The 25,547-nt window shown below is 67.5% G+C and carries 24 protein-coding genes; 16 read left to right on the forward strand and 8 right to left on the reverse strand.

What is annotated here, in order from left to right; all coding sequences use genetic code 11:
* Positions 1–108: 108 nt before the first annotated feature.
* Positions 109–1,083, reverse strand: coding sequence for an LLM class flavin-dependent oxidoreductase (locus PSR88_RS14055; RefSeq protein WP_016882344.1), 975 nt, complete (start codon positions 1,081–1,083; stop codon positions 109–111).
* 141 nt (positions 1,084–1,224) lie between these two features.
* Between PSR88_RS14055 and PSR88_RS14060 the strand changes: the two genes are divergently transcribed.
* Positions 1,225–2,355 (forward strand): nitric oxide synthase oxygenase, encoded by a 1,131-nt coding sequence (locus PSR88_RS14060; RefSeq protein ID WP_029539092.1) that lies wholly within the window; start codon positions 1,225–1,227, stop codon positions 2,353–2,355.
* Here the strand turns inward: PSR88_RS14060 and PSR88_RS14065 are convergent.
* Positions 2,323–3,237, reverse strand: coding sequence for a LysR family transcriptional regulator (locus PSR88_RS14065; protein ID WP_016882343.1), 915 nt, complete (start codon positions 3,235–3,237; stop codon positions 2,323–2,325). The genes PSR88_RS14060 and PSR88_RS14065 overlap by 33 nt on opposite strands.
* 122 nt (positions 3,238–3,359) lie before the next feature.
* On the opposite strand from PSR88_RS14065, the gene mdlC reads away from it, so the two are divergent.
* The 3 genes from mdlC to PSR88_RS14080 are packed head-to-tail and all read left to right on the forward strand — an operon-like array spanning position 3,360 to position 7,855.
* A complete protein-coding gene (gene mdlC, locus PSR88_RS14070; RefSeq protein ID WP_016882342.1) occupies positions 3,360–4,946 on the forward strand; it encodes a benzoylformate decarboxylase in 1,587 nt (528 codons plus the stop codon).
* Between the two features lie 47 nt (positions 4,947–4,993).
* On the forward strand, positions 4,994–6,370 hold the full coding sequence (locus tag PSR88_RS14075) for an MFS transporter (protein WP_016882341.1): 1,377 nt from the start codon (positions 4,994–4,996) through the stop codon (positions 6,368–6,370).
* 27 nt (positions 6,371–6,397) lie between these two features.
* Positions 6,398–7,855 carry an aldehyde dehydrogenase family protein gene (locus PSR88_RS14080; protein ID WP_016882340.1) on the forward strand — a complete coding sequence of 486 codons (1,458 nt, stop codon included), beginning with the start codon at positions 6,398–6,400 and terminating at the stop codon, positions 7,853–7,855.
* Positions 7,856–7,881: 26 nt separating this feature from the next.
* Here PSR88_RS14080 and PSR88_RS14085 read toward each other — a convergent pair whose 3' ends face one another.
* A complete protein-coding gene (locus tag PSR88_RS14085; RefSeq protein ID WP_011595496.1) occupies positions 7,882–8,352 on the reverse strand; it encodes a group II truncated hemoglobin in 471 nt (156 codons plus the stop codon).
* A 68-nt stretch (positions 8,353–8,420) separates the two neighbouring features.
* On the opposite strand from PSR88_RS14085, the gene PSR88_RS14090 reads away from it, so the two are divergent.
* Positions 8,421–8,999 carry a TetR/AcrR family transcriptional regulator gene (locus PSR88_RS14090; protein ID WP_011595497.1) on the forward strand — a complete coding sequence of 193 codons (579 nt, stop codon included), beginning with the start codon at positions 8,421–8,423 and terminating at the stop codon, positions 8,997–8,999.
* Positions 9,000–9,007: 8 nt separating this feature from the next.
* On the opposite strand, the gene PSR88_RS14095 is transcribed toward PSR88_RS14090, so the two are convergent.
* Both PSR88_RS14095 and PSR88_RS14100 read right to left on the reverse strand, forming a co-directional pair.
* Entirely contained in the window at positions 9,008–10,432 is a 1,425-nt protein-coding gene (locus PSR88_RS14095; protein WP_016882339.1) for an MFS transporter, read from the reverse strand.
* On the reverse strand, positions 10,429–10,884 hold the full coding sequence (locus tag PSR88_RS14100) for a MarR family winged helix-turn-helix transcriptional regulator (protein ID WP_011595499.1): 456 nt from the start codon (positions 10,882–10,884) through the stop codon (positions 10,429–10,431). Before PSR88_RS14100 ends, PSR88_RS14095 begins: the two co-directional genes overlap by 4 nt.
* 260 nt (positions 10,885–11,144) lie before the next feature.
* On the opposite strand from PSR88_RS14100, the gene PSR88_RS14105 reads away from it, so the two are divergent.
* The 7 genes from PSR88_RS14105 (at position 11,145) to PSR88_RS14135 (ending at position 19,065) form a co-directional block, all read left to right on the forward strand.
* Positions 11,145–12,341, forward strand: a complete 1,197-nt coding sequence (locus PSR88_RS14105) for an Ig-like domain-containing protein (protein ID WP_011595500.1) — start codon at positions 11,145–11,147, stop codon at positions 12,339–12,341.
* A gap of 9 nt (positions 12,342–12,350) precedes the next feature.
* Positions 12,351–13,760 carry an FAD-binding protein gene (locus PSR88_RS14110; RefSeq protein WP_016882338.1) on the forward strand — a complete coding sequence of 470 codons (1,410 nt, stop codon included), beginning with the start codon at positions 12,351–12,353 and terminating at the stop codon, positions 13,758–13,760.
* A 61-nt stretch (positions 13,761–13,821) separates the two neighbouring features.
* Positions 13,822–14,802 carry a zinc-binding alcohol dehydrogenase family protein gene (locus tag PSR88_RS14115; protein ID WP_016882337.1) on the forward strand — a complete coding sequence of 327 codons (981 nt, stop codon included), beginning with the start codon at positions 13,822–13,824 and terminating at the stop codon, positions 14,800–14,802.
* A gap of 113 nt (positions 14,803–14,915) precedes the next feature.
* A complete protein-coding gene (locus tag PSR88_RS14120; RefSeq protein ID WP_016882336.1) occupies positions 14,916–15,836 on the forward strand; it encodes an LLM class flavin-dependent oxidoreductase in 921 nt (306 codons plus the stop codon).
* A gap of 7 nt (positions 15,837–15,843) precedes the next feature.
* Positions 15,844–17,172, forward strand: coding sequence for a PucR family transcriptional regulator (locus tag PSR88_RS14125; RefSeq protein WP_016882335.1), 1,329 nt, complete (start codon positions 15,844–15,846; stop codon positions 17,170–17,172).
* On the forward strand, positions 17,169–17,876 hold the full coding sequence (locus tag PSR88_RS14130; RefSeq protein WP_016882334.1) for an SDR family oxidoreductase: 708 nt from the start codon (positions 17,169–17,171) through the stop codon (positions 17,874–17,876). The genes PSR88_RS14125 and PSR88_RS14130 overlap by 4 nt, the downstream gene beginning before the upstream one ends.
* Positions 17,877–18,024: 148 nt before the next feature.
* The gene (locus tag PSR88_RS14135; RefSeq protein WP_029539090.1) at positions 18,025–19,065 is read left to right on the forward strand and encodes a phosphotransferase family protein; all 1,041 of its coding nucleotides are present in this window, start codon (positions 18,025–18,027) and stop codon (positions 19,063–19,065) included.
* Positions 19,066–19,075: 10 nt separating this feature from the next.
* Here PSR88_RS14135 and PSR88_RS14140 read toward each other — a convergent pair whose 3' ends face one another.
* Both PSR88_RS14140 and PSR88_RS14145 read right to left on the reverse strand, forming a co-directional pair.
* On the reverse strand, positions 19,076–20,068 hold the full coding sequence (locus PSR88_RS14140) for an NADPH:quinone oxidoreductase family protein (protein ID WP_016882332.1): 993 nt from the start codon (positions 20,066–20,068) through the stop codon (positions 19,076–19,078).
* Between the two features lie 19 nt (positions 20,069–20,087).
* A complete protein-coding gene (locus PSR88_RS14145) occupies positions 20,088–20,540 on the reverse strand; it encodes a MaoC family dehydratase (RefSeq protein WP_029539088.1) in 453 nt (150 codons plus the stop codon).
* Between the two features lie 150 nt (positions 20,541–20,690).
* On the opposite strand from PSR88_RS14145, the gene PSR88_RS14150 reads away from it, so the two are divergent.
* The 3 genes from PSR88_RS14150 (at position 20,691) to PSR88_RS14160 (ending at position 24,367) form a co-directional block, all read left to right on the forward strand.
* Positions 20,691–21,932 (forward strand): acyl-CoA dehydrogenase family protein, encoded by a 1,242-nt coding sequence (locus PSR88_RS14150; protein WP_016882330.1) that lies wholly within the window; start codon positions 20,691–20,693, stop codon positions 21,930–21,932.
* A gap of 129 nt (positions 21,933–22,061) precedes the next feature.
* Complete coding sequence (locus PSR88_RS14155) at positions 22,062–23,354, forward strand: MFS transporter (protein WP_016882329.1); 1,293 nt, start codon at positions 22,062–22,064, stop codon at positions 23,352–23,354.
* Entirely contained in the window at positions 23,351–24,367 is a 1,017-nt protein-coding gene (locus PSR88_RS14160) for a hypothetical protein (RefSeq protein ID WP_016882328.1), read from the forward strand. Before PSR88_RS14155 ends, PSR88_RS14160 begins: the two co-directional genes overlap by 4 nt.
* Positions 24,368–24,415: 48 nt before the next feature.
* Here the strand turns inward: PSR88_RS14160 and PSR88_RS14165 are convergent, their stop codons facing one another.
* Positions 24,416–24,967 carry a TetR/AcrR family transcriptional regulator gene (locus tag PSR88_RS14165; RefSeq protein ID WP_016882327.1) on the reverse strand — a complete coding sequence of 184 codons (552 nt, stop codon included), beginning with the start codon at positions 24,965–24,967 and terminating at the stop codon, positions 24,416–24,418.
* Between the two features lie 46 nt (positions 24,968–25,013).
* On the opposite strand from PSR88_RS14165, the gene PSR88_RS14170 reads away from it, so the two are divergent.
* Positions 25,014–25,535 carry a thioesterase family protein gene (locus PSR88_RS14170; protein WP_016882326.1) on the forward strand — a complete coding sequence of 174 codons (522 nt, stop codon included), beginning with the start codon at positions 25,014–25,016 and terminating at the stop codon, positions 25,533–25,535.
* Positions 25,536–25,547 lie beyond the last annotated feature (12 nt).

Consider the following 25,547-nt stretch of genomic DNA (forward strand, 5'->3'; position numbering starts at 1 on the left):
CTACCGCCTCGCTGTTCGTTGTGACTGCCGACACACACTATCCACCGTCTTGCGCAAGATTGTCAATAGTTGCGCAAGGCTTGCGGCAAGCGTGTGCGTCGTGCGTGTTCACACGTCCAGGAGCGACAACTGCCGATCGGATTCGAACAGCGCGGCCCGGTCGAACGTCGACGTCGAGGCCAGTAGTTCGTCCGCACCGGTACGCGCGGCCAGGGCCCCGAGCGCGACTCTCACCTGCTCGGCCGTGCCGTGAATGGAGTTCGCGATCGACGCGTCGACCTGTTCGCGCAGCCGCGAAGTCCACGCCTGACCCCGGATGTCCGCGACCGATTCGAGCGGCGGGAACTCGCCGGTCCGGCTCGACTGTGCCAGCGCCCACGCCTCCGGAAGCAGCAGCTCACGCGCGCGGTCTTCGTCCTCGGCGATCATGACCTCGAGCGAGACGATCACGTACGGGGACCGGTTACCCGCGGACGGGACGAAGCTGTCGCGGTACCGGTCCAGTTCCGGAACGCGGGCGCCCGATCCGCCGAGGATCGGCCCACCGACCACCACCGGCAGACCCGCCTGCGCGGCGAAGTCGAGCCCGCGCCGGGTAGCGAGAACGAACATCGGCGGTGGACTCGTCACGTGGGGCCGGGCGGTCACGGCCCCCTTGCCCTCGAGGTAGCTCCGCACCTCGTCGAGATCGGCGGCGAACGTGTCGGGGGCGTTGCGGTCGCGGCGCAGCGCCTCGCGCACCGGCTTCGTGAATCCCAGCGACCGCCCGACGCCCAGGTCGATCCGGCCCGGGTACATCGCCTCGAGCACCAGGAACTGCTCGGCCACCACGAGAGGCTGATGATTCGGCAGCATCACACCACCCGAGCCCAGCCGGATCCGGTCGGTGCGGGCACCGAGGGCAGCGAGCAGCACCGGCGGCGACCCACTCGCGATTCCCGGCACGGCGTGGTGTTCGGCGACCCAGAACCGATGGAATCCCCACTGTTCGGCATGCACCGCACGCTCGATCGTTCCGGTCAACGCGGCAGAGTCGGGCGCACCCCGGCGCGTGCGGGACCGGTCCAGAATCGACAGCTTCACCCCCGGGGCAACGGTCCGCCTGCCGGCGGTATTTCCTCACCCCGTCCGCACTCGGTGGACGAGTGTGCCCGCTTCGCTGACATACTGACCGCCGCAGGATCCACGATCGCCGGGAGGTCAAGGGTGAGCAGCACAGGGACTATGTCGTACTCGCTGGACGTCACGTCGCGGTCCGCAGCGCAGATGCGGGAGTGCGCAGAATTCTTCAGCGAGCCCGAGCTGGCCCACCTGCCCACCGCCCGCCTCGCGGACGCACTGGAGTCGCTGGCCGAGACGGGCCGCTACGAGCACACCGTGGAGGAACTCGAGGTCGGCTCGCAGCTGGCGTGGCGCAATCACGCCCGCTGCGTCGGTCGCAAGCACTGGCGCACGCTGAAGCTGATCGATGCCCGGCACGTCACCACCGCGGACGAGATCGCGGAGGCGTGCTGGGAGCACCTGCGGGTCGCGACGAACGGCGGCGCCCTGCGCTCGGTCATCACGGTCGGTCCGCTACCGCTGGCGGACGGACGCGAGTACAAGATCGTCAGCCCGCAACTGATCCGGTACGCGGGCTATCGCAACGCGGACGGGACGGTGACCGGGGACCCCGCGCAGGTGGGCATCACCGAGGCGGTGACGAAGATGGGGTGGCGCGGCGCAGGCACGCCGTTCGACGTGCTGCCGCTGTTGATCAGCACCCCGGACGAACCGCTGCGCTGGTACGACGTTCCCCCCGACCTGGTGCTCGAGGTCGAGATCGAGCACCCCGACTACGCCTGGTTCGCCGATCTCGGTCTCAAGTGGCATGCGGTGCCCGCCGTGTCGAACATGAGTTTCTCGGTCGGCGGGCTGACCTACCCCCTCGCCCCGTTCAGCGGGTGGTACGTGAGCACGGAGGTCGGGGCCCGCAACCTCAGCGACCAGGATCGGTACGACATGCTGCCCGCCATCGCCGAACGGCTGTGCCTGGACACGACGTCGGAGCGAACGCTGTGGCGCGACCGCGCACTGGTCGAACTGAACCGCGCCGTGATCCACAGCTACCGGCAGGCCGGTGTGCACATGGTCGATCATCACACCGTCGCCAAGCAGTTCATCAGCCACGTCGAACGCGAAGAGTCACTCGGCCGGAAGTGCCCCACCGACTGGTCGTGGATCAACCCGCCGATGTCGGCGGCACTCACTCCGACGTTTCACCGGCTCTACGACGCACCCGACATGGACATCCGCCCGAACTTTCTCCCGGCCGCCACTGCATCAGGATGTCCAATCGGCGGCGGGAGCCTGTAGGACGTCGGCTATCAACTCCCGCAACCAATCGACGCCCGGCGACGGGAGAGCCCGCCGCACGGTAAAGAGCGACACCTCGACGTTCGGTATCTCGACAGGTAGCGCGAACGTGCGGACGGGCGAGGACCGGGTGAACAGTTCCGCGACCCGGCTCGGCACCACGGCGAGGTGCCGGGTCTGCGCCACCAGTTCCGGCAGCACCGCGAAGTGCGGTACCCGCACGGCGATGTCACGGCGACGCCCCATCCTCGCGAGGGCTTGATCAGCGTCCACGTGCCCGGCGGCGGCGTCGACGACGATGTGCCGTTCGGCAAGGAAATCGTCCAGTCCGGGTTCGACTCCGATCCGCGGATGCCCGAGTGCGCACAGTCCGACATAGCCTTCCCGAAACAGGGGGTCGCGGCGCAGATCCGGCGCGTCGATGCGCGGTGTGCAGATGACGGCGTCAGCACGACCCTGACGCAATTCCTCTGCAGCACTGGCAAAATCGAGCGGCGTTACTTGCACGGCGCAGCCGGGAGCGCGGGTTTCCAGCGCCGCGAGCACTCCGGGGAGCAGTGAAATCTCCCCGAGATCGGTGGCGCAGATCCGAAAGGTTCGGTCCGACGTCTCGGCGTCGAAGTGACCGACACCGGAGACGGTCTCGTCGATGACCTCCAGCGCCTGATGCAATTGCGGGTACATACTCGCCGCCAGAACCGTGGGCGCCAAGCCGTCCGACGACCGGATGAAGAGGTCGTCGTTGAACTGCCGCCGCAGTCGGCGGAGCGAATGGCTCACCGACGGCTGCGTGATGAACAGCAGCTCCGCCGTACGGGTGACGCTCCGCGTTTCATACAGCAGCACGAAGGTCCTGATGAGGTTGAGGTCCACGTCGGCCATACCGATAATATAGATCCTGTCTATGTGCTGATCGACAGTATTCATTGGACCTATAGGACGCGGCTCCCTACCGTGGTTCACGTCACACCGCGAGAACCATGCGAAGAAATGGAGAACACCTGATGGCCGACGTCAGCGAAGCGACCTATGACCTACTGCGGGCGCATGGCCTGACCACGATCTTCGGCAACCCTGGATCGAACGAGCTCCCCTTCCTCGCCGGGATGCCCGACGACTTCCGCTACATCCTGGGTCTGCACGAAGGCGCCGTCCTGGCCATGGCCGACGGGTACGCCCAGGCCCGTGGCGGCGCGGCCTTCGTCAATCTGCACGCCGCCGCGGGCACCGGCAACGCGATGGGCGCGCTCACGAACTCGGTCTACTCCCACAGCCCGTTGATCATCACCGCCGGGCAACAAGTCCGCTCGACCATCGGCCAGGAGGTGATGCTCGCCAACGTGGACGCGCAATCGCTGCCGAAACCCCTGGTCAAGTGGTCCTGCGAGCCGACGTGCGCGCAGGACGTGCCGCGGTCGATCAGCCAGGCCATCCACATCGCGAACCTGCCCGCGAAGGGTCCGGTCTATGTGTCGGTGCCGTACGACGACTGGGCGCAGGAAGCACCCGCCGAGACGAAGCACCTCCTCACCCGCGCCACAACCACTGCCGGTTCCCTCAGTGCGGATCAACTCGCCACCCTCGTCGACGCCCTCGACCGCGCCGAGAACCCGGTCCTCGTACTCGGACCGGAAGTCGATGCCGAGTACGCCAATGACGACGCGGTCCGTCTCGCGGACGCACTCGGCGCCCCCGTCTGGATCGCTCCGTCCCCGTCACGATGCCCGTTCCCCACCCGCCACCGCAGCTTCCGCGGGGTCCTGCCAGCCGCCGTCCAGGGCATTACCGACGCACTGGTCGGGCACGACCTGATCCTCGTCGCGGGAGCACCCGTGTTCCGGTACCACCAGTTCGTCCCCGGCGAGTACCTGCCCGACGGCGCCCGGCTCATCCACCTCACCAGCGATCCCGGCGAGGCCGCCCGCGCCCCGATGGGTGACGCACTGGTCGGCGGTGTGCGGGATGCGTTGTCCCGCCTCGCCGACAGCGTGACGCCGGGCCGCCGCCCGGTCCTGCCGCCGCTGCCCGACATCCCACAGGCCAGGACGTCGTCCGAGCGCGTGCATCCGGAGGAGCTGTTCGAACTGTTGCGCGGCACTGCGCCGGACGACGCCGTGTACGTCAAGGAGTCGACGTCCACCACCGGCGCGTTCTGGTCGCAGGCCGACGTCTCCCGCCAAGGCAGCTACTTCTTCCCCGCATCGGGCGGGCTTGGATTCGGACTGCCCGCCGCAGTCGGTGCCCAGCTGGCGAATCCGGACCGTCAGGTGATCGGCCTGATCGGAGACGGCTCGGCCAACTACGGCATCACCGCCCTGTGGACGGCCGCGCAGTACGACATTCCGGTGATCATCGTCATCCTCAAGAACGGGACCTACGGCGCACTGCGCTGGTTCTCAACGGTGCTGGGGTCCGGCGAGACCCCCGGCATGGACGTTCCCGGGATCGACTTCACCGCCATCGCTGCGGGGTACGGCGTGACGGCCACCGCGGTACGGACCGGCGACGACTTCGTCCGCGCCTTCAAGACCGCCCTCGGCAGCGGAAAGCCTGCCGTGATCGAGGTCGAGACCGACCTCACCGAGCCGTGATAGCCCCACTCGTTCCCACGGCAGCAACGCTGCCCCGCATCGGGAGTATGCCCTTGTCCCAGAACCCGCTGTCCCAGAACCCGCTGTCCCAGAACACAGTTACCTCGATCATCTCCAACGCCCGACTGCGGCCGTTCCATTATGGTGTTGTGGCCCTGTGCTCACTGCTGATGATCATCGACGGATACGACATGGTCTCGTACGGCACCGTGATCGTCCATCTGATGGACGAGTGGAACATGGACCCGGTCACCGCCGGTACCCTCGGATCCGCGGCGCTCGTCGGCATGCTGATCGGCGGACTGTTCGTCGCCCCGCTCGCCGATCGGTACGGCCGCCGTCCGCTCATGCTCATTTGCGTGACAGTGGCGAGCGTGGCGTCGTTCAGCTGCGCCTTCGCCGGCGCCCCGGCGCAACTCGGCATTCTCCGCCTCGTCGTCGGTGTGTCGCTCGGCGCGCTCGTACCCAACTTCACGGCACTGATCGCCGAGCTCGCCCCACGCACGTCGAAGGCACTGCTCGTCACGTTCGTGTCGTCGTTCTATTCCGTCGGTGGCATCGCCGCCGCGGTGTTCGCAATCAACGTGGAGCCGCTCTGGACGTGGCGCGGTGTGTTCTACGTCGCCGGTCTGCCGCTCCTGTTGCTACCCGTTCTGCTGAGGTGCCTGCCGGAGTCGCCGGAGTTCCTCGCCATCAACGGTCGTCAGGACAAGCTGGAGGCTGTGCTGTCCAAGGTCGACCCGGGTCGCGACCTGAGCGACGTCGTGGCCACGCCACGTCCGGAAGCTCGGAAGGCGCCCGTCGCGCAGCTCTTTACCAACGGAAACGCCCTGAACAGCTTCCTGATTTGGGTCTTCTTCGCGATGTGCATGTTGTTGAGCTACGGGCTCAACACGTGGCTACCGAAACTGATGCAGACCGCCGGCTACGCTTTGAGTTCCGCGCTGTGGACCCTGGTGGTGCTGAATCTCGGTGGCATCGCCGGCGCGATATTCGGCGGCTGGCTGGCCGACCGCTGGTCCTACCGCAACACCCTGATCACGTATTTCTCCCTGGCATCCCTGTCGCTGGTGGGACTGTCCTTCGACCCAGCCGCCGCACTGCTCAACGTGCTGCTGTTCGTCGCCGGTGCGGCGACCATCGGCGCGCTCGCCATCATCCACGCGTTCGCCGTCGAGTTCTACCCGACCGAGGTACGGTCGACCGGCGTCGGGTGGGCTGCGGGCATGGGACGGATCGGTGCGATCGGTGGCCCCACCCTCGGCGGCGCGCTCCTCGCTCTTCATCTACCGTTCCAGCAGAACTTTCTCGCCGTCGCCGTCCCCGGAGTCGTCGGCGCGGTCGCGGTGGCAATCGTCGCCAAGCGGAAGTTCCGCTCACCCCGCACCGAATCCGCGGCGCCATCACCCGTATTCGCGTCCTGACCGACCTCACCGAAAGAAGGATCGACCATGAGCCTGCTCGACATCGACTGGGAGAAGAAGGTCTTCACCGGCAGCTGGACCGCCACCGAAGGCGCGTTCTCAGAGGTCGTGGAGCCCGCGACGGGTAGCACCCTCGGTCACGTCGGCACCACGACCGCCGCCGACGTCGCCGCGGCTTGCATCAAGGCCGCCGAGGTCCAGCGCCGCTGGGAGAAAATGCCTTTCGAGGATCGGGCCGCGATCCTGCGCCGCGCAGGCCAGCTCTTCGAGGAGCACGCAGCCGAGATCGAGACGTGGATCGTCCGGGAGGCCGGATCGATTCGCGCGAAAGCGAGCCTCGAGACGCACGTCGCAGCGCAGGAATGCTACGAGGCGTCGGCGTTGCCTTCGCATCCCAAGGGTGAGGTGCTCCCGTCCGCCGACGGACGTCTGAGTTTCAGCCGTCGGATCGCAGCGGGTGTCGTCGGCGTGATCGCTCCGTTCAACTTCCCCCTGATCCTCTCGATCCGCGCAGTGGCACCCGCACTGGCACTGGGTAACTCAGTGATTCTGAAACCCGACACCCGGACCGCAGTGTGCGGCGGTGTGGTGCTGGCGGCCGTGTTCGCGGCCGCCGGGGTGCCGGACGGCGTCTTCCAGATGCTGCCCGGCGGCGCCGATGCCGGTGCCGCCCTCGTCACCGACCGGCACACCCGCGTCATCGCGTTCACCGGCTCCACGTCGGCGGGACGGAAGGTCGGCCAGGCCGCGGCCGCGCACCTCACGCGGGCACACCTCGAACTCGGCGGCAACAACGCCCTCATCGTCCTTCCCGACGCCGACGTCACCAAGGCTGCGTCGGCCGGAGCCTGGGGCGCATACCTCCACCAGGGCCAGATCTGCATGGCCGCAGGCAGGCACCTGGTCCACGAATCGGTTGCCGACGAATACGTGGCGGTGCTCGCCGAGAAGGCGCGAGCGCTCCCCGTCGGCGACCCGTACACCAGCGAGGTGGCACTCGGCCCCATCATCGACGCGGTGCAGCGCGACAGCATCCACCGACTCGTGACCGAGAGCGTCTCGGCCGGAGTGACCCTCGTCGAGGGCGGCACCCACGACGGGCTGTTCTACCGCCCGACCGTCCTCGACCACGTGCAGCGCGACACCCCCGCGTTCTGCCAGGAAGTGTTCGGCCCCGTCGCTCCCGTGCTGCGCTACTCGACGATCGACGAGGCCGTCGAGATCGCGCGCGACACCGAGTTCGGATTGTCGCTGAGCGTCCTCGGCTCGGATGCGATGGCGGCCTGGGAAGTTGCGCAGCAGATTCCCACCGGGCTCGTGCACATCAACGATCAGACCGTCGGCGACCACGCCCACATCCCGTTCGGCGGAATGGGATTCTCCGGAAACGGCGGACGAGTCGGCGGCGCCGCAGCGAACCTCGAGGCGTTCACCGAACTCCAGTGGGCCACCATCCAGGGGCCGATTCAGCAGTACCCGTTCTGATCGGACAGGCTGACACCCTGCCCTACTCAGCCGCGGTAGGGCGGGGCCACGCCCCACCCCCAGTGCGGGACGGGTGCGTGCTCGACCACCTCGGCTCCGGGGCTCGAATTCTGCAGCGCGAGCCTGGTCCCCCACTCGACGTATGCCATGAAGGCGGAGCGGAATTCGGGATCGGACGGCAACTTCGCGTCGTCGGCGGCGAGGCTCATCGTCGCAGCGAAGCGGTGCCGCTGCTCCGGGGTGATACCCAGACCGATGTGGTGTCGCAGCATCCGTTCGTAACCCCCGAGTCGGTCGGTGTAGCCGGGTGGACCGCCGAACACCTCGCACCACCACAGCGTCACGTTGCGGCGATGCTCCTCGTGCACTCCGCCGGGGAACATCGGGGACAGCAGGTCGTCGCGCTCGACCCGGTCGTAGAAGGCGTCGATCAGCCGCCGGAACGACTGCTCACCGCCCGCCCATTCGTACAGGGACGGTGTTTCCTGATCACTCATGGGAGCTCCTCATCTCCGTCGTCTCCATTACAATACACATCAGTATTGGATTGAAACGAGGAACGAACATGACCGTGACCGGGCGCAGCCGCGACACCGACATCGACACCCGCGTGCTGAAAGTGGCGGGCAGGCAATTGTCCCGGGTCGGATACGACGCGATGTCGATCGCCGCGATCGCCGCGGAGGCCGGCACCACCCGGCAGGCGCTGTACCGGCGGTGGGCGTCGAAGTCGGAGCTCGCCGCGGCCGTCGTCGCGCAGTTGGCCGACGAACAGCCGGGGCGGTCGTCGGCCGATCCCTTCGGGGATCTGGTGCGCGAGTTGACCGACTTCCAGCGCGGGGTGTCGCGGAGCGGCCGGTTGTCGCTGGTCGGCACGATGCTCCAGGACACGACGGACGCCGACGTCCGCGCGCAATACCGCGCCCGGGTGGTGGCGCCACGCCGGCGCCGCATCCGCGCCATCCTGGACCGCGCCGCCGAACTGAAGCTGATCGACGCGGACGCCGATCTCGACGTCGCCGTCACCATGACCACCGGCAGTTGGTACGGCCGGGCATTGGCCGGTGATCGCCCACCCGCCGACTGGCCGGCCCGGACCGCGACACTGATCTGGCGGGCCGTCGGCGGGGTGCCGCCGACCTGACGCGGTTGCTACGCCGTCGACGCGTTCGCCGACCGCCGGTCCCCCATGTTCCGTGACATCAGGACACCGACGAGGAGGAGAACGCCTGCGACGGCGATGAACCAGCCCGTGCGGTGCAGTCCGTCGTCGCCGATGACGTGACCGGCGGTGGTCTGCAGCACGACGGCCGACAGGTTCGCCCCGATGTACTGCACGGTGCGGTACATCCCGATCGCCGTGCCCACTTCCTCGACGGACGTGACCGAGCTGATCAGGTTCTGATTGCCGATATTGTTGAATCCATTGGGAATTCCCAGCACTGCCGCCACGAGGAGCAGCACGACGATCGGGGCCGTACTGCTCTCCACCGACGCCAGAAGCAGGCCACCCACCAGGAGCGCACACGTTCCGACGGTGAGCGTTCGACGCACCCCGTACCGCCGATACGTCCGTGACGCGAACAACGTGGAGCCGATACCGACGACGGCGACGGGCAGCATCGTCAGACCCGCCTCGGTGGCGCTCATTCCGCGGGAGTACTGCAACCACTGCGGGATGCCGAAGAAGACGCAGTAGAACGCCGTGTAGGTGAGGAGGGTGCGGGCGAGTGTGGCGCTGAGCGCACGGTTCCGGGCCAGGGCCCGAACGTCGATGAACGGTTCGTCCGCGCGTCGTTCCCATTGGACGAACAGGGCGAACACCAGCGCCCACGCGGGGATCAGCCACCAGACGGGATCGGTGGTGAGCGACAGCAGGAACAGCATCGTCGACGAGACGAGCCCGAGGAACAGGACGACCCCGGCCATGTCGAGCGCGTGCAGCAGTTGCCGACCGCTGACCGAGATGCCGCCGACGAAGCCGACCTTCGCGAACTTCGTGACCGCGACCGCACTGAACGCGACGATCGGCAGGTTGATCCACATGATCGACTGCCAGCCGAACGCCCCGACGAGCAGCCCGCCGAGCGTCGGGCCCAGTGCCACGACCGCCTGGCTGCAGATCGCGAGGGTCGTGATCGCGGTGCGCGGCTGCGCGCCGTGTCGCTCCGCGTACCCGCGAATCATCGTCATCGCATTGGGATACTGTGTGGCGGTTCCGATTCCGACGAGGATTCGGGAGAAGATGAGCCAGCCGACGCTGGGTGCGAGCAGACCGGCGATCGAGCCCAGCGCCACCAGGGCGAGGCCCCCGAGGTAGACCTTCCGGGCTCCGAGCAGCGCGCCGAGCTTGCCTGCCATCGGGGCGGTGACGGCCGTGGCGATGTAGAGCCCAGAGATCACCCATGTGATCCCGGACGAGGAGCCGAACTGGGCGGCGATGCCGACGATCGCCACCGCGATCATCGACGAGTTCAGCGGTTGGAGGATGCTCCCGGTGGCGACGGAGCCGCTGACCCGGAACGGTACGGACGGGGACTTCTGCGCGAGGCCGGTATCGGCGACGGTCGCGCTCACGAGTTCATCAGTGACTCCTGCTGCGGCGCCGGCTCGGGAGTTCCTGCGAGTCGGCGGAGCAGCCGTCCGGCGATGAAGAGGAGGTCACGTTCGACATCGGTGCATTCGGCGGCGAGCGCGGCCGTCAGCCACTCGCTTCGCCGCGACCGGTCGTCGACGAGCGTCTGCAACCCCAGCGGGGTGATCGCGACGATGCTCGCTCGCGCGTCCTGGGGGTCCACGGTCCGGGAGACCATCCCGGACTCCTCGAGGATCGAGACGGTCCGCGCGATGGACTGCGGGGCGACCTGCTCGCGGTCGGCGAGAGCGCGCGCACTCATCGGTCCTTCCCGGTCGAGATGCGCGAGGGCCTGGAGCTGCGAGGGGGTGAGTAGGTGCCCGGCGCGCTGGGCGCGGATGCGTCGGCTGAACAGAACGACGTCCTCGCGAAGCTGATCGACCTTCTGGTCCATGCGGTGGCCTCCCTCTCGCTGGTCAGGTTCATTAGCCAGTCTAGCTGTTTTATTTGCGAACCTCAATAGTTCATTTACCCTGAGCGATCGCCGTTCCGAGCCCTGAACTTCATCAGCACTGCTGTCTAATTTGTTCAGGGGAGGCGTCGCGCGCTCGAATTCCTGCAGGTGGGGCGGGCGGGGCACGCGTCTCACAGGAAACTCCGAGGCTATCGCTGGCAGTATGAGGACGGCGAGCGCTGATCCAGATCCGAAAGAAGGTGGTCGTGACTCTTCGCACACGGACAGCCGGCATTGTTGCGGTGGTGGCCCTGACGTTCCTGGCCACGGCGTGCACCATCGGAGACACCGGCACGTCGGAACCCCCGACCACCTCACAGTCCGCGCCCGCCTCGATTGCCGTCCCCGCTGCCGACGGGGCGCCGATCAATCCGACCACCCCGATCGTGGTCACCGCGACGGGCGGCAAGCTGACCGCCGTGACCGTCACGAATCCCGCGGAGCAGAACACCCCGGTCGCCGGAAATCTCACACCCGACGGCACGAACTGGACGAGCAGCCGACCACTCGGCTACGGCTCCACGTACACAGTCGTCGCGGACGCGGTCAACCCCGACGGCGCACCGGTCGAGCAGACCTTCACCGTCACGACGTTGACGCCCGGCACCACGGCGTACGCGAACGTCGTCCCGGCACCCGAGGTCGTGGCGGACACCGGCATCGGCGTCGGCCAGCCGATGGTCTTCCAGTTCACCGCACCGGTCGCGAACAAGGCCGAGGTCCAGCAGCGCCTGCACGTGACGACGACACCGCCGCAGCCCGGCGCCTGGTATTGGACCGACGACCAGAACGCGCACTACCGAGCGGCGGGATACTGGGCGCCCGGCACCAAGATCCACATCGAGGCCGACGTGTACGGCGTCGATCTGGGCGACGGGGCCTTCGGCGCCGAGAACAACTCTGCCGACTACACCGTGCACGACTCGTGGGTGGCCAAGGCGGACGGGGCGAGCAAAATGCTCACCGTCTTCCACAACGGCGTCCAGGAGAACGCGATGCCGATGAGTCTCGGCACCCCCGACCACCCCTCGCACGAGGGTCCCCACGTGATCTCCGACAAGCAGCAGAGCATCATCATGGACTCCTGCACGTACGGGGTCTGCGCCGGCGATCCCGACTACTACCGCGAAAAGGTCGATCTCAATCTGCGGATCTCCAACGACGGCGAGTTCGTCCACTCGGCGCCGTGGTCGGTGGGGGATCAGGGCAGCAGCAACGTCTCCCACGGCTGCGTCAACCTGGCACCCGCCAACGCCCAGTGGATGTTCGACCATTTCGGTATCGGCGACGTCGTCGAGATCACCAACTCGGGCGGACCGCTTCTGCCCGTGTGGGACACGTACGGTGACTGGGAGGTCCCGTGGGACCAGTGGCAGGCAGGTAACGCAACGGGATAGGAGGCGCTCGTGAGTTCACCATCCGCGGAATGTGTCGCGCAGTTGAAGGCGGTCCTCCCGCACCGGGTTCATCTGCCGGACACCGGCGACTACCGCACCGCGCTGGGCAGAGTGTTCTTTCCCGATGCCGCGAGACGCCGTCCGTCCTGCGTCGTCGAACCGGTGTCCGTGGAGGAGGTCTCCACCGTCATGAGGGTTGCGCACCGGACGGGCGGCACCGTCACCGTCCGCGGCGGCGGGCTGAGTTCCAACTGCGTCGCCGACGACGCCGTCATGCTCGACCTGTCGGCGCACCTGAACACGGCCCGACCCGACGGCGACCGGGTGGTCGTCGCCGGCGGCGCCACAGTGGAAACCATGCTGGACGCCCTCGCACCCACCGGCCGGGTGGTGCCGGTGGGAATCGTGGGCCACGCCGGGTTCGGACTCGTCACCCGCGGCGGTGTCGGATACCTCACGCGCAGTCTGGGATTGACGCTCGATCAGCTCGTCGAGGTCGAACTCGTGCTGCCGTCCGGCGAGGTCGTCCACCTGTCCGATGCCAGCACCGGCGACGAGGCGGACCTGTGGTGGGCGGTCCGGGGGTGCGCACCATGTTTCGGCGTCGTGACGTCGGCGGTGCTGCGCACGCACCCGGTGGGGCCGGTGTGGGTCGACCGGATGGTGCTCGGACTCGAAGCACTCGCCACCTATTTCCGTGTCGCACCGACGCTTCCGCGGGACACGACGATGGGCGCGGTACTCGGTTACAGCGCACTGTCTTCCGACGAACCCGTCCTCTTCGTGTACACCGCGTGTGCGAGCGGAGACGAATCCGCCATCGACCGCGCCAGGGCCGCCGCCACCACGGTCGCCGACGTGTCGGGCACCGTGCTGTACCGATCCGAGACGACCGGCACGTACCTCACCGGGCTACCCGAATTTGCGCCACCCGGCGCCGACGGCGAAGAGCCCGAACCAATCCGGCTGCCCGAACCGGGCGAGCGCCGGGGATCGTTCTTCGGGAAGGCCGTCTTCACCGGACCGACCCTCGACTCCGAACTCGCGGAGGCCCTGGCCACCCAGATCCGTGGGGCGCCGACGCGGGAATGTCGTATCGACTTCCAGCACACCGGCGGCGCCCTCGCCGACGTCGGTGACCACGACACCGCATTCTGGGGCCGAAGCGGCGAGTGGAACATCCCGCTCAACGCCATCTGGTCCGACCCCTACGACGGCGCCGCCTGCCTGTCGTGGGCGGGCGGCACCCTCGACGCCCTCGCACCCCACACGATCGGCGTCTACAGCGTCGAAGTCCGGCCCGGCTTCCCCGAGACCGGCGCCGAGATCGGCGCGGCCTACGGCGGGAACCTTCGCCGACTGCGCGAACTGCGGCAGAGGCACGATCCGATGGGGGTGCTGACGCACTATCCGCTCTAGCCTTGCTCACCCCTCGGCCAAACCATGCTATTTTGCAAATGGTACGACCGAAAGGGTAGCTGTGGACGCCGTGGTGTTGCGAGAATTCGGGGAACCGGACGTCTTGAAGATGGAGTCGATCCCCGACCCCGTCGCGAGGTCGGGTTGGGTCACCGTCCGCCTGAAGGCGGCCGCACTCAACTGGCACGACGTCCTCGTCCGCCAGGGCAGGTATTCGTCACCGCTGCCGCACGTACTCGGCGCCGACGGCGCGGGTATTCGCACCGATACGGGCGAGGAGGTTCTCGTCCTCCCGTCGCTGTGGTGGGGAGATCGCGACGCCGCGCCGAGCGCACAGTGGGAGATCCTCGGCGATCACCACCGAGGCACCTATGCCGAGTCGGTACGAGTTCCCGCAGACTGCGTCGCGCCGAAACCCCGCGAACTCAGCTGGGAGCAGGCCGCCGCACTGCCCCTCGTCGGACTCACCACCTACCGCGCGCTGTTCACGCGCGGCCGCCTCCGAGCCGGCGAGAACTTGCTCGTTCTGGGCGCGGGCGGCGGGGTCGCGACCATGGCCGTCATGCTGGCATCCGCGGTGGGCGCGAACGTCACCGTCACGTCGTCGTCGAACTCCAAGATCGCCCAGGCGCAGGAACTCGGCGCGGCGAACGGCGTGCTGTACGAAGACCCCGATTGGCCGGACGCCGCTCGCCGACTCTCCCCCGGCGGGCAGGGATTCGATCTCGTCCTGGATTCGGTGGGGACCTGGGAACGGTCCATCGCCGCACTGCGGCCGGGTGGCCGTGCGGTCGTGCTCGGTGCGTCGCGCAGCGAACTCGCCACCCTCGACGTCCGCCAGTTCTACTTCGGCCAGTACGAACTGATCGGGACCACGATGGGCAGCCCGCGGGACTTCGCGGGCCTACTGACACTGTTGGACACCGAAACCGTTCCGCCCGTACCCATCAGCGCGGTGTTCCCGCTCGCGGAGGCAGCAGCCGCACACAAACACCTCGAACAGGGTAACGGGTTCGGCAAGGTCGTCCTGTCGCACGGCTGACACGTACCGCGCTACCCACAACGGGAACGATCGTTATCAAATTTCGCCCCGCCCCTTGCCACCGCCAGGGAGACAAGATTATGGTCAGTCCATTCACATGAGAGGAGATCAGCGTGTCGATCAGAGTGGGATTGTCGGTCACGGACGCACTCCTCGTCCCGAAACCCGCGGATCGGCGGCTTCTCCTCGATTCCGCGGCAGAGGCCGGGCTCGACCACATCACCGTCGGTGACCACATCAGCTTTCACGGCGGGACCGGGTTCGACGGCATGGTCTCGGCCACGTCCGTCCTGTCCAGCCACGACACCCTGTCCGTGATCATCGGCGTCTACCTGCTCGGCCTGCGCCATCCGATGCTCGCAGCCCGCCAGATCGCGACACTGTCGCAGATCGCCCCCGGCCGACTGGTTCTCGGTGCCGGCGTCGGCGGCGAGGACCGGTCCGAGATCTCGAACAGCGGCGTCGACCCCAGCACCCGCGGCCGTCGCCTCGACGAGACCCTCGAAGTATTGCGCGCCGTCCTCACCGGTGAAGAGGTGACCCATCACGGTGAGTTCTTCACCCTCGACCGCGCACGCATCCTGCCTGCGCCGCAGCCGGCGGTGCCGATCCTCATCGGCGGCCGGGGCGAATCCGCCATCCGCCGCACCGCCCGCTACGGCGACGGCTGGCTCGGAATCTTCTGCACTCCACGACGGTTCGCCGAGACTCGCACCGCGATCCTCGAGGCCGCCGCGCAGGAAGATCGTGCCCCCGCCTCGTTCGGCGTCAACGTGTGGTGCGGGCTCGACAAGGATTCCGCTGTCGCGGACCGACTGGTCGGCGAGAAGATGCAGGCGCTGTATCAGTTGCCACGCGACAAATTCCGCCATCTGGCGCCCGCCGGAACACCCGAGCAGGTGGCCGAGTGGCTGAACTCGTTCGTCGAGGCAGGCGCCGACAACATCACCCTGGTGCCGGCCACCACGTCGATGGAGTCGGCCATCGAGCACGCGGCGTCCGTCCGCGCGCTGCTCCTCGATCATCACCGCTGACCGTGTGATGTCCACCCCCGACGAGCGCACCGGCCGTAAGCACGTTCCGCTCAGCGCGTTGGACGAGCTTCTCGACGACGCCGCGGTGGCCGTCGACTGTCTGTCCGCGATCGTCCAGGTCTGTTCGGAGGCCACCGGCAAAGCAGTCACGCTGTTCGACCGTCAGGGACACGTCGTCGCGTCCTCCCGGCCCGATGCCGGTAGGCAGACCACCTTCCCACCACTGCGCGAGATCGTGCGCGGGCACACGACCACCCCGACCAGCGCGGATCCCGTGGTGTTGCCTGCAGAACTCGGCACCGGGTTGTCGCGGCGGAAGATCCTGAGCGCGATCGTCGAACGCGGCGAACACCTCGGATGGCTCGTCGTCGACGAACAACCCACGCCGTTCCATCCCCCGGACGAGTACGTGACCCTGCGCTGCGCCCGCCGCATCGGAGCGCAGTTCCTCACCCAGCGTCGCATCACCCGGGTTGCCTGGAACGCGCGGTCCGCCCTGGCCCGCCAGCTCGTTCGCGGCTCCGGCGCTTGGGCCGATCTCGCGGCCGGTGCCGAATACCTCGGCGTGAACGTCCACGCCCGCCGGTCCCTGGTGTACATCCGCGAATCCGATGGAACGCCCGAGGACCTCGACCGCTCCCTCGCCGAGCACACCGAGCGGGCTCTCGGTGTGGAGGTGCTGTCTACTCGCGGTTCGGAGGGAATCCTCCTGCTCATCGAGGCACCCGAGCACGTCGCATCCCCGACCGTCGTCGCCCGCATCACCGCGACCCTCGAGATCGCGGCCACCGAACTGAGCCCCACCGGCGGGCTGATCGCCGGAGTGTCGTCCGTGTACGAACCCGAATCGTTCGCCCGCGCCTACCGGGAGGCACGGGAGGTCGTGCGCTGCATCGACCGTTTCACCCACGGAACGGGGAATCGTGTTCTCGCCGTTGATGATCTGGGACCGTCACGCCTCTTCCTGGCGAACGGCGAGGTCTCGGCCATCCGGCACTTCATCGACGACATGCTCGGGCCGCTACTGGACGACGACGCTGCGTCGACCGAACTGGTTCGCACACTGGCCGTCTGGTTCGAGCAGAATCGCGGCATGCGCCGCACCGCCACCCGGCTGGGTGTGCACGAGAACACGGTGCGCCTCCGGTTGTCGCGAGTGCACGCCCTTACCGGCCTGGATGTTACTGGCGACGCGTCCCATCAACTGAGCATCCACGCCGCGCTTCTCGTCCTCCGGCTTCGCGACCACCCGGCTTTCCACATCGAAAGTCGCTGTGCTGAAACAGATGAACCGAAGCGCATCGGCACACTGCCTGACGAACGGAGATCCGCATGACCGACCCGCGCCGCAAGGCCCTGGTGACCGGTGCCGCACGCGAGGGCGGCATCGGCAGGGCAATCGTCGCCCGACTCGAAGCCGACGGGATGGAAGTGGTCACTCTCGACCGCGCACCGGGGTGCACGTACCAGGCCGACATGTCCACCGACGAACTACCACCCCTCGACGACATCGACGTCTATGTGGCCAACGCTGGTCTGACGACGATGTTCGGTGCCGCACACAGTCTGTCGATCGACAAGTGGCGGAAGGATCTCGACGTCAACCTCACCGGGACCTTCCGAGTGCTGCAGCAGTGCCTGCCGGGAATGCGCAAACGGGAATACGGCCGCGTGGTCGTCATCTCCAGTACCGCAGGCACGCAGGGCATGCCCGCTCAGGTGTCGTACAGCACCACGAAGGCGGGCCTACTCGGTCTGGTGAAGACCGTCGCGGCCGAGAACGTCGCCCTCGGCATCACCGCCAACGCCGTCCTGCCGGGGATGACGGCCAGTTCCGGCATCCTGTCCATGCCGCAGGACATCCAGGACGCGTGGCTTGCCTCGATGCCCAATGGCTTCGTCGACCCGGCCGACATCGGGGATGCCGTCGCGTTCTTCGCCTCCCCCACCGCTCGCAGCGTCACCGGCCAGTTCCTCACCGTCGACGCGGGCGACGGTCTCAACACCCGGACGGTCACCTCCTCGGTGGCGCAGCACTGACGGCGACCTCCGCTGATCGAGGTCGTAGGCAAGCGCTACCACGCACCGGAGATCAACCGAAGCAACCACCGAGAGGCCACTGTGGATTTCTTCAGCGACAGTCGTGCGCGTGTTTGCGGTACCGGCCGACCGGCCCGATCGTGGAGACGTGACGGAATTCGACGTGAACACACTGACCACACGGGCGACGGCGGCCGCGGGTCGCCGATGGCCGGGAGCCGTGGTGTCCGCCCCGTCGGCGCTGCCGGGTGGGGTGTCGAGCCTGACCTACCGGGCTACCCTCACGCGGCCGGAGCGGCCCGACACGGCCATCGTCCTCAAGATGGCGCCGCCCGGACTGGAACCGATCCGCAACCGTGACGTGCTCCGGCAGGCGCGGATCATCCGCCTCCTCGGAACGGCGCCGGGCGTCCGTGTCCCCGCGATTCTCTTCGAGGAGGACGGGACTCTCGAACGGCCACCCCTCTTCGCGATGACTCTCGTCGACGGGCAGTCCTACGAGCCGCTGCTCGACGTCGCCGGCTCGCCGCCCGGCCCCGACACCGTCGCCTCCCGCGCCCGCGCGGCCGCCGGGATGCTCGCCCGGATGCAGAACCTCGACCCCGTTGCGCTGGGTGTCGGAACCGACCCGGTCGTCCCGATCGCGGAGGAACTCGCCCGCTGGAAGCGTCTGCTCGACACCGTCGACGACGACATCGCGCCTCGTCACGCCGAATTGCATGCAGCGCTGGCGGACCGGATCCCGGCGCCGGTCGCTCCGACTCTGCTGCACGGCGACTACCGACTCGCGAACATGCTGTTCGCCGGCGAAGACCTCACCGCGATCATTGACTGGGAGATCTGGTCGGTCGGCGATCCCCGCACCGATCTGGCGTGGTTGCTGATGCACACCGACCCTGCGCACCGGTTCCGACAGTCCCGTCCCGCGGCCGACCTCGCGGCCGGCACCGGCATGCCGTCCCGCGGAGAACTACTGGCCGCCTACCGCGCCGAGCGCGACGTTCCGGCTGCCGACCTGGACTGGTTCCTGGCCTACTGCTACTACAAAACCGCGTCGACGATGTCGGTCTTCGTCAAGCGCAACCGGAGGCGGTCCGACCCGGACCCCGCCCTGGTCGTCGCCGCGGAAAGCCTCACCGCGGTCGTCGAACGAGGGCTGGCCGTCCTCGGCGCCCCGGCGGTTCCCTGAGTCTGTGCCGTCAGGCCGGCGGCACAACCTCGACGACCACCTTGCCGAGCGCGGCCCGGTCGTCCAGCGCGCGCAGTGCGGCCGCCGCCTGCTCGAGCGGGAACGTCGCGCCGACATACGGTCGTAGCCGCCCGTCGGCGGCCAGTGATTCGACGGCGTCCCGGACCATCCGCAATGTCCCGGGGTACTCGGTTTCCATGTTGTCCATTGTGATTCCCGTGACGGTGAGATTGCGGTGGAGCAGACGGTTCACCTTGACGGTGGGGATCGAGCCACCGGTGAATCCGACGACGACGAGCCTGCCGCCCTGGCGCAGCGCGCGAAGCGAGTCGGTGAACCGGTCACCGCCCACCGGGTCGATCACCACGTGCACACCGCGCCCGTCGGTGAGGGCGCGCACCTCGTCGAGCCACGGCCCGTCCGACCGCACCACCGCATTCGCTCCACATTGTCGCGCGACCTCTTCCTTTCGATCGCTGGAGACCACGGCGATCGTCTGCACACCGAACGTCTCCGCGAGATCGAGGGCCGCGGTACCCACCCCGCCCGCGGCGCCATGGACGAGCACGTACTCGCCCGGCTGAACCTGCGCCCGGTGGAGTGCGTACCAGGCCGTCGAGTAGTTCAGGTAGAGCGCCGCGCCTTCGACGAACGACATCGACGCCGGAATCTTCACCGTGTAGTCGGGCAGTGCCAGCGCGCGGTCCGCGAGGGCCCCGTGCCAGACGATTCCCCCGACGCGGTCGCCCGGCCGGAACTCGGCTCCCGCCGGCGCCTCGACCACGACACCGGCGTACTCGCTGCCACACACGTACGGCGTGGGCACTCCATTCTGGTACTTACCCCAGGTCTGCAACGGGTCGATGAACGACAGCCCGGCGGCGTGCACGTCGACGAGTAGTCGCTGCCCGTCTGCCCGGGGGTGGGCGCCGTGCGGTTCGGGTATCTCCACCAGTGTCGCGGCCTGCGGACCGGTGAGCTCTTCGACGACGACTGCGCGCATGGACGTCTCTCCTTCTGCTTCAGTGGAAGTAGGCCACGACCGCGTCCGCGACGCAGGCTGCCTTGTCGTGACCCTCGATCTGGAAGGTCTGCCGGATGGTGAATCGGTATCCGCCGTCGATCGGTCGCGCGTCGAGCAGTCGCGCCGTCATGCGGATCCGGGAACCGACCCGGACGGGGTTCAGGAACCGCACCGTGTCGAACCCGTAGTTGAGTCCCAGCGAGTGCCCGGTCATCTCGAAGATCTCGTAGAGGAATTTCGGCCCGAGGGACAGCGTGAACAACCCGTGGGCGATCGTGCCGCCGAATCCGGCCTCCCTGCCTCGCGCGGGGTCGAGGTGGATGCGCTCGAAGTCGTCGGTGTCCCGCGCGAATGCCGTGATGCGTTCCTGTGTCACGTCGTACCACTCCGTCGTGCCCAGGTCGGTGCCGACCCGCGCGATCAGCTTGTCGATCCCGTTCAGCTTCAGCATGACCGCATGCAACCACGGCGGCCGCGGTGTCGACACGAAGTACGGACCGGGCACTGGAGAAATCAACAGTGCTGCGCCTCGCCGCCCTCGCCGTGCGTCCAGCTGCTCCCTACCGTCCGACACATCGGATCCCGAATCGGAGGACGCCCCATGGACTGGACCATTCCCGACGACGTGCAGCAGTTCGTCACCGACCTCGACGCGTTCATCGATCGCGAGATCGCACCGCTCGAGGCCAAGAACCCGCAGTTCTTCGACCACCGACGCGAGTACGCCCGCACGGACTGGGAACGGGACGGGTTCCCGAAGCAGGAATGGCGCGAACTGCTGCTCGAGGCCCGTCGTCGCGCCGACGCCGCCGGGTTCTTCCGGTTCCCGTTGCCGCAGGCCCTCGGCGGGAACGACGGCAGCAACCTCGCGATGGCCGTCGTCCGCGAACACCTTCTCACCAGGGGCTCCGGTCTTCACTTCCCCCATTCCGACGAGGCGTCGGTGGTCGCGAACCTGCCGCTCGCCCTCGTGCTCCACGAGTACGGCAGTGACGAACAGCGGGAGCAGTACCTCGAACCACTGATTCGCGGCGACATCGAGATCGCGTTCGGCCTCACCGAGCCCGGACACGGCAGCGACGCGACCTATCTGGAGACGACGGCCCGACGCGACGGCGACGACTGGATCATCAACGGGGCGAAGCGCTTCAACAGCCTCGTCGACTGCTCCGAGGTCGACCTCGTGTTCGCCCGCACGTCCGGACAGGCAGGCAAGGCGGACGGGATCACCGCGTTCCTGGTACCGACGAACGCACCGGGCTTCTCTGTTCCGTTCAACCACTGGACGTTCAACATGCCCAGCGACCACTCCGAGGTCCATCTCGACGACGTGCGGCTCCCGGCGAGTGCCGTGGTCGGGGAGGTCGGGCGCGGTCTCGACTGCGCGCAGCTGTTCGTCCACGAGAACCGGATCCGGCAGGCTGCGTCGTCGCTCGGTGCCGCGCAGTACTGCATCGACGAGAGCGTGAGGTACGCGCAGGAACGCGTCGTCTTCGGGAAACCGCTGCACGAGCATCAGGGCATCCAGTGGCAATTGGTGGAACTCCAGACCGATGCGGAACTGATCCGCAACACGATCTACAAGACCGCGGCGATGATGGACGAGCTCGGGAAGACGGCCGTCACCGACAAGGTCGCGATGGTGAACCTGCGCAGCAACCAGCTCGCCTGCCGGGCGGCCGACCGCGCGATCCAGATCCACGGCGGCGTCGGATACTCCCGCCACAAGCAGTTCGAGCACATCTACCGCCACCACCGTCGCTACCGCATCACCGAGGGCACGGACGAGCTGCAGCTGCGCCGCATCGCGAGCAGAATGTTCGACTTCTCGTCCCCACGCTAGCGCCTTTTGGACTGTCCTTTACTTTGGACTGTCCATATGGTGTTATCTGTGACGGAGGCCACTACCGGTGGGTTCCCCTGCGCGGCATCGCCGCCCCCGACTTACCGATAACAATCGACAGGAGCTTCCATGAGCGCAGTCGGCACGACTGGTTTGCAGGCGCCCACGCGGCATCTGAACCGCTGGTGGTATGTGGTGACAGGCTTTGTGACTCTGTTGTTCGGCACGACCGCGGTCAACGTCTTGTTCAACATCCTGGGCAAGCCGATGACCGCGGAGTTCGGCTGGGAACGAAGCGTCATCAGCAACGGTCTGTCCATCGAGACGGTGCTGGTGGGTATCAGCATCGTCATCCTGGGCTTCCTCATCGACCGGTACGGTCCCAAGATCCCTTCGGTTCCGATGTCGCTGGCGTTCGGAATCGGCCTGATGCTGATGGCTGCCCTGCCGAACAACCAACTCGTCTTCTACCTGCTCTGCGTGGTGATCGGCGCCGGAGCGGGCGCCGTGAACCCGGTGGCGCACTCGACCGTGGTGAGCGCGTGGTTCCAGGACCGTCGTGGCATGGCGCTGGGCATCCTCATGGCCGGACTCGGCTCGTGCGGGGTGCTCATGCCGTATCTCGCCAACTGGATGCTCGGCATCGGCGGATGGCGCATGGCGTTCCTGGTCATCGGCGCCCTGTGCACGGTCATCCCGGCCGCGGTCTACGCCTTCGTCACCCGGATGCCCGCCGAACACGAAGCCGAGCGCAAGGCCGCGCGCCTGGAAGGCCGGATGGCCGGGGAATCGCTGCTCACCGTGGCGAGGAAGTACCGGCAGTTCTGGTTGCTGTCCATTGCCATCTTCCTCGTGTCCTCCGCGACGTTCGGGCTGATGTCCCAGGTCGTGCCCATGACCACGGACAAGGGCATCAGCCAGGGCACCGCCGTCGCGATCCTGTCCGTGCTGAGCTTGGCGTCGATCGGCGCACGACTGCTGGTGGGCTACCTGCTGGACCGGTTCTACGCCCCCGCCATCGGCTCGATCATCTTCGCGCTGTGTGGGGTCGGGGTCTTCTTCATGATCACCTCGTCGCAGACCGGTCTGCTGTTCGTCGGCGCGGCCCTGATCGGCTTGGGCCTGGGGTCCGAGGGTGATCTCGCCGCCTACATGGTGAGCCGCTACTTCCCCAAGCACTCCTACGGCCGGGTTCTCGGATTCATCTACTTCCTCTACGCGCAGGGGTCGGCGTTCGGCATCTTCCTGCTCGGACAGGTCTACAGCGCCACCGGTTCCTACAGCGCCGGCGCGCTGCCGATCATCGTGCTGGTCGGAATCGCCATCGCCTGCCTGCTGATGGTGGGTTCCTACCGCTTCACTCTGGACCATCGCGAGATCGGCGCCGACAATGTCACCGTCGAAGAAAAGGAGCACGTATGACCGACGGATTTCACGACGCCTTGGTGACTCGCGCCACCGAGGACATGCCGGAGAAGTTCTTCGACCGGTTCATGTTCAACCTTCATCCGGACGGACGTACCGCGCCGTCGGTGATCCTCGGCGCCGGGGTCTACCCGCCCCGCAACGTCGTGGACGGTTTCGTCGTCCTCACCACCGGGACCGAGCAGCGCAATCTCCGCTACTCCACCGAACACTCCGAGACCGACGGCGCCTCCGTCGGACCGTTGAAGTGGGAGACGGTAGACGACAATTCGACCTGGCGAATCCAGCTGGGCGAGAACAAGACCGGACTCGAACTGGATCTTGTGTGGCACGCCCGCGCACCGTATTGGCTCGGGTCGGTGGATGTGGAGAACACCGACGGAAACGTCACCTCGTTCGACCACCTCTTTCAGCCCGGCCGGTACGAGGGCACACTTACCCTCGACGGAACCACCACCCACGTCGGCGGCTGGTACGGACTGCGAGACCGCTCCCGCGGGGTGCGCACCATGTCCGGGGGCCAGGGCCTGCACATCTGGTACCAGGCACAGTTCCCGGACCGCACGTTCGGGTTCCTGCTCGTCGAGGATCGGGATGGCGAGCGAATCCTGTTGGAGGGTGCCGTCATGCATGACGACGGCCGACTCGACGACATCACCGACGTCCGGCACGACCTGGTGTTCACCGCGGGCAACGATCTCGTCAGTGGCGCGGTGGAGGTCGTGACGGCGGCAGGGGCGACCTATCGCGTCGACGCGGACGCCTCCGCCGGCGGCGGCTACATGGCGGGCGGCGGCTACGGCGGGCACCACGGCAAGGTTCGTGGCCGCGACCACGAAGAGTTCGACGCCTACCCACTCGACGGGACTGTGGGACCGAAGACTCTCGACTCGGCCCTGACCGACCGTTGCTGCGCGTTCGAGTGGAACGGGCAGACCGGCTACGGGATCTTCGAATTCGCACTGTCGCGGTCGTCCTCCTACACCTACCGCCCCAGCCTCGCACCATAATCCGACGCCGTCGCTGCCCCTGCACCTGCCGTAGGTGCAGGGGCAGCACTAGTGACGGAAGGCGTCCAGGCCCTCGCTCGCCATTCGCACCATGTGGTCGGCGAGGCCGGCTGTGCGGGTCACCTTGGTGGGCCAGTATGCGATGGAGAAGATCATGCCCAGGCAGGATTGGGTGGCCACGGACACCTGCGCCGGTGACGCGGCGGGGATGGACCGCGCCACCGCAGCCTCCCAGCCCTGGACGTACTGCTTGCGCCGGCGATTGATCGCCTTCCGCCACGGATCGACCAGCGACCGGTCCTCCCGCTGGCTGACGTTGACGAGGTGGCGGTGCCGGGCGGCGAAGAGGGCGTGATGACGGATCATCCGCTGGAGATCGAGGTCTGCGTCGTCGAGCACCGGTTCGGTGGCCCCGATCAGCTCGTCCATCGCCTCGTCGAAGAGAGTGGCCAGGATCTCGTCCTTGCCGGAGAAATGGCGGTAGATGGCAGGACCGCTCAGGCCGGCCCGCGACCCCAATTCGTCGACACTCGTTCCGTGAAAGCCTTTTTCGTAGAACAGCTCTGCGGCGGTGTCGAGGATCTTCCTGTTCCGGTCCACAGCTGCATTCTAGCACCGGCTTGTGAACGATCGTTATGATAAGACGATGACCTCACCAGCCGGAATCCCCTCCTACGCCCAGGTGATCGCCCTGCCCCGCGAGTGCGGGCCGGTGGCCATTCCGTCCGACTACGAGGACGAGAACGGCCACATGAACATCCGCCACTATTTCGATCTCGAGGCGCAGGCGATCGCCGTCGTCTTCGATCGGATGGGCATCACCGACGACTACCGCGCCACGCGTGGCCAGGGCTTCTTCACCGCCGAGCACCACATCCGGTACTACGCCGAGGTGCACGTCGGCGACCGGGTGTCGGTGCACGCGCGGATCGTCGAACGCTCCGACAAGGTCGTCCACGCCATGGCCTTTCTCGTCGACGACACCACCGAACGCCTCGCCAGCACACTCGAGGTCGCCGCGACCCACGTCGACCTCACCAGCCGCCGGGTGGTCCCGTTCGCGGACGACGTCGCCGGTGCGGTCGACCGGGAACGGGCCGGCACCGACATCGACTGGCCCGCCCCCGTCTGCGGTGCGATGGGCATACGCGCCCGGGCCGCCCGCTGAGCCGGACTCCTC

This window comes from Rhodococcus sp. DK176 (assembly GCF_038447315.2).
In the GTDB taxonomy this organism is placed as follows: domain Bacteria; phylum Actinomycetota; class Actinomycetes; order Mycobacteriales; family Mycobacteriaceae; genus Rhodococcus_F; species Rhodococcus_F jostii_A.

Bases quoted from the DNA above. Each gene is read 5' to 3' on its own strand.
- PSR88_RS14075 (WP_016882341.1), top strand. From the start codon at position 4,994: ATGCCCTTGTCCCAGAACCCGCTGTCCCAGAACCCGCTGTCCCAGAAC.
- PSR88_RS14150 (WP_016882330.1), top strand. From the start codon at position 20,691: ATGGACTGGACCATTCCCGACGACGTGCAGCAGTTCGTCACCGACCTC.
- PSR88_RS14140 (WP_016882332.1), bottom strand. From the start codon at position 20,068: ATGCGCGCAGTCGTCGTCGAAGAGCTCACCGGTCCGCAGGCCGCGACA.
- PSR88_RS14170 (WP_016882326.1), top strand. From the start codon at position 25,014: ATGACCTCACCAGCCGGAATCCCCTCCTACGCCCAGGTGATCGCCCTG.
- PSR88_RS14160 (WP_016882328.1), top strand. From the start codon at position 23,351: ATGACCGACGGATTTCACGACGCCTTGGTGACTCGCGCCACCGAGGAC.
- PSR88_RS14085 (WP_011595496.1), bottom strand. From the start codon at position 8,352: ATGAGTGATCAGGAAACACCGTCCCTGTACGAATGGGCGGGCGGTGAG.
- PSR88_RS14060 (WP_029539092.1), top strand. From the start codon at position 1,225: ATGTCGTACTCGCTGGACGTCACGTCGCGGTCCGCAGCGCAGATGCGG.
- PSR88_RS14145 (WP_029539088.1), bottom strand. From the start codon at position 20,540: ATGCTGAAGCTGAACGGGATCGACAAGCTGATCGCGCGGGTCGGCACC.
- PSR88_RS14100 (WP_011595499.1), bottom strand. From the start codon at position 10,884: ATGGACCAGAAGGTCGATCAGCTTCGCGAGGACGTCGTTCTGTTCAGC.
- mdlC (WP_016882342.1), top strand. From the start codon at position 3,360: ATGGCCGACGTCAGCGAAGCGACCTATGACCTACTGCGGGCGCATGGC.
- PSR88_RS14090 (WP_011595497.1), top strand. From the start codon at position 8,421: ATGACCGTGACCGGGCGCAGCCGCGACACCGACATCGACACCCGCGTG.
- PSR88_RS14155 (WP_016882329.1), top strand. From the start codon at position 22,062: ATGAGCGCAGTCGGCACGACTGGTTTGCAGGCGCCCACGCGGCATCTG.
- PSR88_RS14080 (WP_016882340.1), top strand. From the start codon at position 6,398: ATGAGCCTGCTCGACATCGACTGGGAGAAGAAGGTCTTCACCGGCAGC.
- PSR88_RS14125 (WP_016882335.1), top strand. From the start codon at position 15,844: ATGTCCACCCCCGACGAGCGCACCGGCCGTAAGCACGTTCCGCTCAGC.
- PSR88_RS14130 (WP_016882334.1), top strand. From the start codon at position 17,169: ATGACCGACCCGCGCCGCAAGGCCCTGGTGACCGGTGCCGCACGCGAG.
- PSR88_RS14065 (WP_016882343.1), bottom strand. From the start codon at position 3,237: ATGGCCGACGTGGACCTCAACCTCATCAGGACCTTCGTGCTGCTGTAT.